At 28.7% G+C, this 11,538-nt stretch carries 10 protein-coding genes and 1 rRNA gene; 6 read left to right on the forward strand and 5 right to left on the reverse strand.

Annotation, left to right across the window (positions count from 1 at the left end):
• The first annotated feature begins 299 nt into the window (after window positions 1–299).
• The 3 genes from T386_RS0103395 to rsmG all read left to right on the forward strand — a co-directional run bounded on the left by T386_RS0103395 (window position 300) and on the right by rsmG (window position 2,486).
• Window positions 300–689 (forward strand): hypothetical protein, encoded by a 390-nt coding sequence (locus T386_RS0103395; RefSeq protein WP_029513737.1) that lies wholly within the window; start codon window positions 300–302, stop codon window positions 687–689.
• A 131-nt stretch (window positions 690–820) separates the two neighbouring features.
• Window positions 821–1,804, forward strand: a complete 984-nt coding sequence (locus T386_RS0103400; protein WP_029513738.1) for a ribose-phosphate pyrophosphokinase — start codon at window positions 821–823, stop codon at window positions 1,802–1,804.
• Window positions 1,794–2,486 (forward strand): 16S rRNA (guanine(527)-N(7))-methyltransferase RsmG, encoded by a 693-nt coding sequence (rsmG, locus tag T386_RS0103405; protein WP_029513739.1) that lies wholly within the window; start codon window positions 1,794–1,796, stop codon window positions 2,484–2,486. The genes T386_RS0103400 and rsmG overlap by 11 nt, the downstream gene beginning before the upstream one ends.
• A 47-nt stretch (window positions 2,487–2,533) precedes the next feature.
• Here rsmG and rrf read toward each other — a convergent pair.
• From rrf to T386_RS0103435, 5 genes are all read right to left on the reverse strand, one after another.
• A 5S ribosomal RNA gene (gene rrf, locus T386_RS0103410) occupies window positions 2,534–2,639 on the reverse strand.
• A gap of 201 nt (window positions 2,640–2,840) precedes the next feature.
• Window positions 2,841–5,135, reverse strand: coding sequence for an MSC_0775 family lipoprotein (locus T386_RS0103420; RefSeq protein ID WP_029513740.1), 2,295 nt, complete (start codon window positions 5,133–5,135; stop codon window positions 2,841–2,843).
• Between the two features lie 27 nt (window positions 5,136–5,162).
• Entirely contained in the window at window positions 5,163–6,074 is a 912-nt protein-coding gene (locus T386_RS0103425) for an MAG4940 family membrane protein (protein WP_029513741.1), read from the reverse strand.
• A gap of 7 nt (window positions 6,075–6,081) precedes the next feature.
• Window positions 6,082–7,275: an acetate/propionate family kinase gene (locus tag T386_RS0103430; RefSeq protein ID WP_029513742.1), complete on the reverse strand. Its 1,194-nt coding sequence runs from the start codon at window positions 7,273–7,275 to the stop codon at window positions 6,082–6,084.
• Between the two features lie 19 nt (window positions 7,276–7,294).
• Window positions 7,295–8,269 (reverse strand): phosphate acyltransferase, encoded by a 975-nt coding sequence (locus T386_RS0103435; protein WP_029513743.1) that lies wholly within the window; start codon window positions 8,267–8,269, stop codon window positions 7,295–7,297.
• A 293-nt stretch (window positions 8,270–8,562) separates the two neighbouring features.
• On the opposite strand from T386_RS0103435, the gene T386_RS0103440 reads away from it, so the two are divergent.
• The 3 genes from T386_RS0103440 to T386_RS0103450 all read left to right on the forward strand — a co-directional run bounded on the left by T386_RS0103440 (window position 8,563) and on the right by T386_RS0103450 (window position 11,418).
• Window positions 8,563–8,799 carry a biotin/lipoyl-containing protein gene (locus tag T386_RS0103440; RefSeq protein WP_029513744.1) on the forward strand — a complete coding sequence of 79 codons (237 nt, stop codon included), beginning with the start codon at window positions 8,563–8,565 and terminating at the stop codon, window positions 8,797–8,799.
• 202 nt (window positions 8,800–9,001) lie between these two features.
• Window positions 9,002–9,967, forward strand: coding sequence for a lactate/malate family dehydrogenase (locus T386_RS0103445; protein ID WP_029513745.1), 966 nt, complete (start codon window positions 9,002–9,004; stop codon window positions 9,965–9,967).
• A gap of 185 nt (window positions 9,968–10,152) precedes the next feature.
• Window positions 10,153–11,418, forward strand: a complete 1,266-nt coding sequence (locus T386_RS0103450) for an AEC family transporter (protein WP_029513746.1) — start codon at window positions 10,153–10,155, stop codon at window positions 11,416–11,418.
• Window positions 11,419–11,538 lie beyond the last annotated feature (120 nt).

An 11,538-nucleotide genomic window follows, 5' to 3' on the forward strand; every position in this document is an offset into this window, starting at 1 on the left:
TTGGAAACATTGCTATCTAAGGTAGAAATCGATATTAAAGAAAAGGCTAACATTGATCCTTCAGCAATAACTTTAACCAATATTAAAGATCATGCCGTGCTTAAAAATAATGCTGACATTTCCGTAGAATATGTAACGTTAAAGCAGAAAACAATTCACTTATTGTAGAATTTAAAATAACTAAAGATGGTAAGGAATCAAAAACCAGAAATGTAACAATTACTGGTTTCAAATCAACAACTCCAACCCCAACTCCAAAACCAAATCCTAGTCCAACACCAAGTGCTGAAAAATACAGAATGCCTGAATTACATGAATTTTCTAAAAATAAGAATCTTTTTGTTGTTAAACCAGATGCTGATAAGTCAAAAATTATTGAACAATTTGACAAGGCAATAACAACTACTGATAATGCTCTTCGTGTTGACGCAGGGAAGATTAAAATAGCATCTAAAAAAGCTGCTTATATTGAAGGTTTTACTATTAATGATGCCTTGCAAAATAATATGAACAAGATTTTTACTAATGGAAGTAATAAAGAAGTTATAGGTTATACATTGAAAGGCTCTCGTAAAGGTGTTCATGTTTCAAAACTATCAGAAAAAGTTTATTTAATTAAATGAAGATTAGTTTTAGAAGATGGTAAATTTAGTGCAGAGGAATTTAGCCAAGAAATAAATTTAAATTAAAAAAACAAAAAATAGGTGAGTTAATAGCCATCTATTTTTTGTTTTTAATCGCCGATTTATCAATTTAATATATTAATTAATAATTTATAATTTTAAAAGTAAGTTCATATTTAAATAATTTAGGAGAAAAAATGAAAAAAGATATTAATGCTTTACTTTTTGGAATGCCTAACTGTCAAAAATTAGCATCAAAAATATCTAAAATTATTAACATCCCTTTATCAACTTTAACAGTTACTAAATTTGCTGATGGTGAAATAATGCCAGTTAGTGATGTGGCCGTTAGAGATAAAGATGTTTATGTTATTGCTAGCACATCAAGACCTGTCAATGATAATTTAATGGCTTTGTATTTATTTATAGATTCATTAAAGAGAGCCAGTGCTAAATCAATTAATGTCGCATTAGTTTACTATGGATATGCTAGACAAGATAGAAAAGCAAGCGGACGCCAACCTATTGGTGCCAAATTAATAGCTGATTTTTTACAAACTGCTGGCGCATCAAAGATTATTGCTGTTGATTTGCATAATGCTGCAATTCAAGGTTTCTTTGATATACCTATTGATGATTTGAGAGCTCAATTTACACTAGCAAAAGCAATTAAAAAATATCATGAAAAATTTAATGTTGTATCACCAGATCATGGCGGAACTGTTAGAGCAAGAGCATTAGCTGAACTGCTATCAAATGATATAAAAATTAGCATTATAGATAAAAGAAGAACTGATGTTAATCAAACGGAAGTTATGGGCTTAATTGGTGATGTTAATGGTCATAATGCTGTTATTATTGACGATATTATTGACACTGGTGGCACAATAATGAAAGCAGCTGAAACTTTGAAAAAACACGGTGCTAAAAAAATTATCATCGCTGCTACTCATGGAATTTTCAGCAAAGGTTTTGAGATGTTTGAACAAAATCCAGCTATTGAAAAAGTTATCATTACTGATTCAATTGACAATTCAGATATAGAAAATAAATTTAAAAAACTTGAAATTGTTAGTTTAGATGACTTTCTGGGCGGTGTTATTAATTGTTCTATTCAGGGCAAATCAATTTCATCACTTTATGATAAATTTACAAAAGAAATAAAGAATAATGTTAAATAACGATAAAGATTACATATTAACAAAATATCAAAAACAGTTGCCTGCATTAAAAAAATATGCTCAAATGATTTATGAACAAAACAAGATAATGAATATTACTGGCTTCAAAACACTTGAAGATATTTTTAATCAAGGAATTCTTGGCTCATTACTATTTTTTGAGCAAACAATAAAAAACTGAAATTTAAATTTTGAAAATAAAAAAATTATAGATATTGGCTCTGGCGCTGGCTTTCCGTCTGTACCATTTTTGATAGCAAATAATAATCAATTTAATCTTATTATTATAGAAAGCATAACTAAACGCTGTGCTTTCTTACAAACTATCAAAGAAGAATTTAATTTGAACATCAGCATTATCAACGATAGAGCGGAAAATGTTATTCTCAATCTAGAAAGCAATTTTATAACCGCAAGAGCGCTTGGCTCAGCTGTTTCTATTTATCTAATGTCTAATCATCTTTTAGCTAAAAATGGCTGTTTTATACTGCCAAAAGGAAAAAAATATAAGGACGAAGTTCTAAAATTTAAAGATAAATTTGAACTTGAAAGTAATAATATTTCTTGTTATGAATATTATGATTCTATCAATAACGAAGAATCATCAATTATTAAGATTGATAAAATAAAGCCAACTCCAAGAGGTTGACCCTGATCTTGATCTAAAATTAAAAATTATTAATTTGAAATTTGTTATTGCAGTCGCTTTGCTTAAAAAAAGAAAATAAAAAAAAGCAGCTCCCTATTCTCCCATCTCTGGTACCTTCGGCACTAAGGGGCTTAACTACTGAGTTCGAAATGGTATCAGGTGATCCCCCTCGCTATGACCACTTGATTAATATGATACACCAAAAGGAAGAATACCAAAGAAAATTTTTAATTTTTTTAAAAAATTTTTTTAAAACCCCCGATCTAATTTATGCACATATTAATTATTATCAAAATTTTAATTTAGAAAATAAAAATTCCATATATGAAAAAGCATCTTACATATATGGAATTTTTAATATTTAAAATAATAAGTTTTGAAAAATTACTATTCTGTCTTATTCAAGTCATAAAGGTCTTCAATACTAAAAGTTAATGATCTAGGATCTCTTAATTTATACACTAAATTAGGATCGGCATAACCATCTTTTCTTTCATATTTTGCCATATTAATATTATTTAAATATTTAATAGTTTCATCTTTAATTTCAATTGTTTTATTGTCCTGATCCTTTAATTCTTCACCAGTAATAGGGTCAACCTTATAAACTTTTTCCTTAGCGCTTGTTGTTGCTACTCCAATATTTCCAGTAGGATTTATTTTGTTAGGTTTTTTAACATCTACATAAGAATTTACTCTATTGTCATTAACACTTGGACGTATTGTCCCTTTTGAACCAATTTCACTAATTTTCGAGCTAAAGTAATTTGGAGATAAAAAGGCTTCTCTATTTGTAAATAAATTTACGTGCACATGTGACATTCAACCACCATTAGTATCTGGCGAGCCGATAAAACCTATCACATCATTTTTCTTTATTTTTTTAGGCTGTTGAGGTGAAACAGATGGAACATATGAAACGTTTCTACTTCCATGTAAACCTTTTTGAGGTGCTCAACCAAGTATATGATTATTCATGGTTTTAGCAGCATCAAGATGTAAGAAGGACATATAAATATGTTTATCATTTCCATTTAAATAAACTTCTTTTTCTTTTGGACTTCAATCTAAGTTAGCAACAGGTATTTTAAGTAAAATTACTGTTCCAACACCTGTACCAACACCTCTGGTTTCTAATTCATATACTTCTACAATCTCACCATCATAAGGCATTACAATTTTTGAAAACTCAGGTGCCACATAATCCTCGCCAACATGAACATATCTAGGAACAGATGTTTTAGCACCATAAAAACCTCTTGAGGTAGCATAACCACCAGTGAATAATTTTGAATTATATGTATTTAAGAAAGTGGTATCAATACTTTTTAGGTTTTCTTGTGTTATTCTTTCAACGCCAAAGTTTGGAGCTTGTATATTTTCTTTTGTGAAATTTTGTTCATAGATATATGAATAACTTCCTACACCTAAATGTTTATTAACTGTTACTTTTTCACCGTTATTTAAATAAACATTTAGAACTACGTCAGCGTTTCTAAAATCATTTTCATATGGTTTTATTTGTGCAACTTCAACTTTTTTAATGTTGCTATTTTTTATTTTAATAAATAGATTTTTTAGAGTTAACTTAGATAAGTCAGTGTTCGTTTCAATATTACTGATTATATGAACATCAATAGATTCACTTAATTTTAGGACTTTTAAATAATCATTGTTTTTATCAAAATCAAATGCAATATTTAAGGTAAAACCAACATCAGCTAAACTACCTAATTTTTCATCATAATTCGAAACGGCAAGCCTTACTTTTGCTGTTGCTTTGGCTAAATCTTCATCATTTGATCAGTCTATATCAAAAACAGTAGCTTTAAAATGTATATTTTTATTGGCTTGATATTTATTTACAATTTCTTGGTATTTCTCACTTTGAAGTGTAACCATTTTAGAAACATTTTTTGAATCAAGATTGTGAATTCCATATTTATCAATTAACGCTTTCATATCATTATTGATATTGAAACCTATTTTAAAATTAGTGGAATTAAGATTTTTTAACTCTTCAAATGGTTGTTTGATAACTTGTAAAATATCACTTTCCTTTTTAGACATTTTTACGTTTTTAATTCTAAAATTTATAATGTGTTCACTCATTAAACCTTTTACATAATTTGCTCTATCATGCGATTTAAGTAAAAGGTTTAATTTAACAGGAAAAATGACATCAAATCAATTCCCTGCATCTCTTCTTACATTATTATAATCATAAGAAATTTTAATTCTTTTTATTAATTCATCAGTGTAACCTAATTTTTCTTTTAAAATTGTTTTAAAGGCATTTGTGTCAAATTTAATATATTTGTGCATATAATTATTTTTCATCATATTTTTATATTCAACACTCTCAGGACTTCCGCCTTCTAAATAAGAAATTAAATTACTGTGATCATTTTCTTGAAAGTATTTATGGATGTCAGAAAGAATATTTACTTGATTATATTTTTCTATATTTATTTGATTTTGACTCAATCTCTTTTTGTATGATTTATCAGTTTCATTTTTTTCTTTTTTAATAGTTGATAAAATAATCGATTCATTTGCATCATCATTATTTTTTTTATTTTCATTATGACCACATGATGCTGATGAAATTATAAAAGGTAATAATGTAGCGCCACCGAGCACAATACTTAAGTGTTTTTTAAATAAAAAATTAATTTTCATAAACTTTCCTTTAACATAAAATTAATATTAGGATACAGCAATAACTGCCCCACTTTTTATTTTTATTAAAATACTAATAAGAGCAACAACTATTGGCATCAATATACTAATTATTAAAACAATAGTGAATTTTGCTCATATGATTAAATAATTTTTTTTATAAGCATTTTTGTCATTTTTTGGTAGCTTTATAAATTCAATAGTTTTAACTAATAATTCAACAAAATTAAAAAATAAATGAATAGCAAAAAAGTTAAAAAATAGTGAAAAGAATAAAATAATACCAATTACAAAAATTTGAATTAAAACAATTTGGAAACCATTTAGTTGATAGTTTGTGGTATCAATCATTCCAATAAACGGTATAGTGCATAAAAATAATGTAATAAAAATAAATTCTTTTATTGTATAGGATAGTAGTCCAAACTCATAGTCCTTCTTAAATAAAGCAAATAAGGTTAAATTTTGGAGTTCTTTATATTCATCATTATTTTTGAAAATAAATTTAACTGCATAGAAAAAAGCAACAAAAAGCATAAAACCAGTCATACCCCCGAGAAATTGTGCCCCTAAAATATAAGGCAGTCCATTTACTAAGGGTTTACCAATAGGTTCAAGCCGATTTGACTGACCCCATTCTCCAAAACCTCTAATAAAACTTTGAAATAGTACTATTAGGAGATTTAGCATTGGATAAACTGGTTTTTTAGACGCAACACTTGCAACAGCTCATGGAAGAAAAAAAGCTAATGCAGTCGCTGCTGTGTAGCCAAAAGCTATAAAAATTTTGCTCTTATTCTTTTTAGCTAAAATTGCAATTAACATTCAAGAATACGTAAAGAATATAAGTAAAAATGTTGATAAAAATTCAAAACCAAAAACGGTTTCATTTCAACTTGTTTTTAGTGCTGCACCAGGCAAGTTTGTCGAGTTTGTCATATAGACCTTATTTATTTAGTTTGGATAGAATTTTTTTAACATATCTAGCTATAACAATTTCTTCATTCGTTTTCATTTTATAAACAGGAATGTCAGAACTATCAGAAGAAATTTTTACATAGTCGTCATATTTTGCTTCATTAAGTTTAGGACTTATTTTCAAATTATATGAATTTATACCATCTACAACCATTTGTCTAATAATAGGATCATTTTCACCAATACCAGCTGTGAAAACAATTGCATCAGGTTCCTTGCCAATTTTATTCAAATACATAGCTAAATAATCAACTATTTTTGAAACAAATAAGTCAACAGCAAATTTTGCATTTTCATCTTTTTCATAAAGATTATGAAGATCTCTAATATCATTTGATATACCAGAAATACCAAGAAGGCCTGATTTTTTAACTAGCATATCAAAAACATCTTGAGGATCTTGATGTTCAATTCTTATTAAATAATCAGTAATTCCAGGATCGATAGCGCCGCTTCTTGTGCCCATCATCAACCCATCAATTGAACTAAAACCAACAGAAACATCAATTGATTTTCCATTTTTTATAGCACAAAGAGAGCTACCAGAACCTAAGTGGGCTACCACAATATTTACCCTATTTTTACCCAAGATTTGTTTCATTTTTTCGTTGATATAATCATGACTAAGTCCATGGTATCCAAATTTTTCAACATTAAATTTCTTAGCTCATTCTTTATTAATAGGGAATGTTTTATTAATTTTAGGCATATCCACATGGAAAGCTGTATCTTGAGCAACTATCTTAACTATTTTAGGTAAATATTTATTGAATGCATCAATTGCTGATAAAAATGGTGGAACATGCAAAGGAATAAATTTTTTCGCTGTTTCGATGCTTTCTCTTACTTCTTGCGAATAAACAACAGGAGTTAAATATTTATAACCAGAAAATGGAATTCTAAAACCAATAGCACTTATTTCATTTAAGTCATCAATGAATTTATTTTCTTTCCATAGCCGAATTAAATTTTCCACAGCAGTCCCATGGTCTGGCAAAGCAATAGGAAATTCTAATTTTTCATCATTTCTTTTTAAAATAATATTTCCATCTAGACCAATTCTCTCACATAAACCCGAATATAATAACTCAAGTTTATTTTCAGAATAGAAGGCTCATTTTAGTGAGCTACTCCCAGCATTTATAACCAATATTTTTTTCATATTTTAGATTATCCTTATATTATTTAAATTCATAGCCTTTTAAAATTGTAATAGATGTTACATCGATAACATCTTGTACTGTTGCGCCACGGCTAAAGTCGTTAATTGCTCCGTTTACACCTTGCATAATAGCTCCAACGGCTCCATAATGTCCCATTCTTTGTGCTATTTTGCATCCAATATTACAACTTTCAAGATTTGGAAAGATGAAAACACCAAGTTCTTTTTGAATTGCATTTGGGAATTTGTGTTTTCTAACATTTAGGTCATATGCTGAGTCAAATTGCATTTCACCGTTGATTACGTTAAGACCTCTTTCAGTTGCTAATTTAACAGCATTTCTAACTAATTCTGGATTTTCTCCCTTACCAGAACCATTTGTTGAGTATGATAAAAAACCACCTAAATCATTCATTTTCATCATTTTAGCAAAGCTAATAGCATTTTCAGCTATATCAACTAATTGTTCTGATGTTGGTTTTTCAACTGTTGATGGATCAGTGAAAATTAGTTTTTCATCTTCCTTGTGCATAATAATAATGCTTGAAATAGTTTTAATGCCCGGCTTAGCCCCGATACATTTAAATGCTGCTCTTAAAATATCAGCAGTTGAATAAATGAGACCGCCAACAGCAGAATCTATATCTTTATTCCTAATCATCATTGCGCCATAATATGGTCTAGTGTGTAGATTTTTAAGGCAAGTTTCATAATCTTCCTTACCTTTACGAATTTCAGTAAGCCTTTTTGCATATTGAACGATTATTTCTTCTTGTTCTTCAATAACTATATTATTAAGACCATCATTTACTATTTGTGAAGAATTTTCTAATAACATTAAAGGTTTAGCTAATTTGTGTTTTTGTAAATAAAGTGCAGCTTCTCTAGCACGAGGGTCATCACCATCTATAAATAAAACACTTAAAATTTGTTTTTTGCTTTTTTCAGTTAACATATTATTTATATGTTGGCTGAACTTTGAAATATTTGTCATTTTTTCTCCTTAAATACATTATTTTTTAATGTAAAAATTTTACTTGAATATCATTCATAGTCATTTTAATGTGTAAAAATTTCCATATTAGAGTAAAATCATTGTTTTATAATGCTTTTAGTCAAATTTTAGTTGTTATAAACTGACTTAAAAATTAGTATTTTATGAAAAATAAATTTTGTTTATAATATAAACATAGTTTTAATTAATTTTTATAAAGACTATATTTAAAAAGCAATTATTAAAATTACTAAAAGTTGCTATCAAAATTTAATATTAGTGGAGGTTGTATTATGTTTATAATGAAATTTACAGATATTGGTGAAGGTCTACACGAAGGAACAATTGCTGAAGTTTTTGTTAAAGAAGGCGATGTTGTTAAAGAAGGACAAAACTTATTTTCAGTTGAAACCGATAAAATGACATCAGAAATTCCAGCACCAGTAAATGGCAAAATTGTTAAAATTTTAATCAAACCAGGTCAAGAAGTTAGAGTTGGCGATGAAATTTTTAATATCGAAACAAATTAAAAATTAAGTGCATTATCAAATAGCATTGCTCAAAGTTATCTTTGAGTTTTATTTTTCTTTTTTTATTTGATTAATGGAATTTTTCATTTTTTTCATTTTTTTAAAAGGCTATTGTCTCATAGCATATTTTAATATGTTAAAATTCTTATAATAGTTAATTCATTTTATTAACTATAAAATTAATATGTAAGGAAGGTAAAATATGAAGAAAATTGTTGTTGTTGGTTTAGGTAATGTTGGTTTTACATACACAAACATTGCTGTTGCTAGAGGAATACAAGCAGAATGAATATTTGTTGATAAAAATGATGAGGTAGCTGATGCTCATGCTCATGATTTTCAAGATATGGTTTCATTAATGCCTAGAAATGGCTCAACTTTTAGAAAAGGTACATTATTAAAAGATGCTGGTGATGCTGATGTTGTTGTTATAGCAGCTTCAATTCCAGCTGATAAAACATTTGCTGATCGTTTAGCATTAGCAGGAGCAAATGCTAAATTAATGCAAAGTTTCGCACAAGATTTAGATAAAGCAGGCTTCAAGGGTGTTGTTATTGTTGCTGCTAACCCTTGTGATGTTATGGCTGCTGCAATACACTATGGAAGCAAAATTCCAGCTAATAGAGTTATTTCAGCTGGAACCAACCTTGATTCAGCAAGATTGAAGAAATTCTTAGCTCAAAGATTTGATGTAGCTTCTGATTCAGTTCAAGCATCAGTATTAGCAGAACATGGAGCTAGTGCTATGATTCCATGATCAACTGTTAAAATTGGTGATACAAAATTAGAAGATTTAATTGCAACAGGTAAAATTAAAAAAGAAGAACTTCCAGAAATTCTTAAACAAGTTGTTGCAGAAGGTTTTTACATTTTCTCACGTAAAGGCAATACGCAATTTGGTATCGGTACTTCATGTTATGAAATCACAGATGCAGTTCTTAACAACAAACGTATTGTTTTAAACGTTGGTGTTCAATTACCAAAAGGTTACAAACATGAAGGAATTTACACATCAATTCCTGTTATTGTTGGAGAAAATGGTTATGAATACTTACCAAAACCAAGCATGACAAAAGAAGAATGAGCTCAATTCGACGCTTCATCTGAATTACTTGCAAAAGTTCACAACGATACATTGAAATCAATTAATGTAAATAAGAAATTTTAATTAGCAATTTTTAAAAAAGATCTTCAATTTGAAGATCTTTTTCATTTTATAAAGATGCAATGTTTCCACTATTTGTGCCTCATAGGCTTAAAAAATAATTAATAAAATGCAAATTTATATATAATTAATATGGTGCATTAATGCACCATTAACATATATGTTAATAATAAATAAGGAATAAAAATATGGATAATTTCATTAAGATTATTTCCACGCAAGGTATGTGAGGCGCTGTTATCTCTACCATTGCGTTTGTTCTTATTGGTTTCTTTGCAACAAGATATAAATTCTTAACTAAAGAAATTAATGGAAAACTTTCAAAATTCCTATTAACATGAATATTGCCATTCCTTTGTATTGGTGCATTTATGCAAAATGCAAACAAAGATATGGCTATTCAGGTAGGAATCGTTTTAGGATTAAGTATTATTTTCTACGTTTTATTTGGTGTTTTAACATCAGTTATTGTTAGATTAGCTCCTAGAATGGTATCAGGCAGAATTACTGCCAAAGCAGAAGAACTTTATGAAAAATCTCTTCAAAATGCTGAAGAAGGTGCAAAACCTGACAAAGCAGCAGTAAGAGAAAAAGTTCTTGATGATTACAAACAAAAAATTATTGCTACACAATTAATGTTAGGTTATGGTTCATTGCAATTCTTTGCATACCCATTAGTTATAGCATTATCAAAAGGTAATGATGCAATTTTTGGACAAAATGCCTTAGCATTAGCTCAAATTTGATGTATTCCTTACATGATTGGTGCTTTCTCATATGTATCACTTATGTTCTCGGGTGAAAAAATTTCTAAGAAAAGCGTTAAACCTATTATTAAATCATTAACAAGTCCTATGATGCTTGCTTTATACATCTCATTAGTTTTATGAGCATTACAATTTATCCCTGGCTTAGATAAAAAATATGCTACCGTTGATAACAAACCTTATCAAGTTGTTACAGAGGGTGGAAGAAACTTCTGAGCAGCGTTTAAAGTAGAAATTCCTGCAATCGGTGGAGCTCTAAACACAGGAACAGCGATTGTTTCACCATTAGCATGAATCGTTATTGGTGGCACACTTGCTGATTCAGACCTTAAATCAGCAGCAAAAGACAAAGACGTTTGAATTACAACTGTTCGTAAATTAGTTACAGTTCCACTTGCAATTTACGTATTAGCTATTGCAATCTTTGCTGGTTTAGTTGCTATTGGTAATGGTAAGGTTATAAGCAAGGAAGATGCTGCATCAGTTGCAACACTTCTAGTATTACTAGCAGCAACACCACCAGCAGCTGTTACAATGATCTTTGCTGTGGCTCATAAAAATCCACATGCTCCATATGTTGCACAAGTTAACTCATTATCAACTTTATTAGCATTAGTATTTATGCCATTATGAGTTATTCTTGCATACTCAACATTTGGTCCAATTATGAATGCTATAGTTGCTTAGTGATTGAAAAGGCATAACAAAAAAAGGAGATATTTCTCCTTTTTTTGTATGTTTTATATTGGCATAATTTAAATTAGTACAAAAACACCCCATGAATTGTGAGATGTTTATATCAAAAAT

The organism is Mycoplasmopsis primatum ATCC 25948, assembly GCF_000702785.1.
In the GTDB taxonomy this organism is placed as follows: domain Bacteria; phylum Bacillota_I; class Bacilli_A; order Mycoplasmatales; family Metamycoplasmataceae; genus Mycoplasmopsis; species Mycoplasmopsis primatum.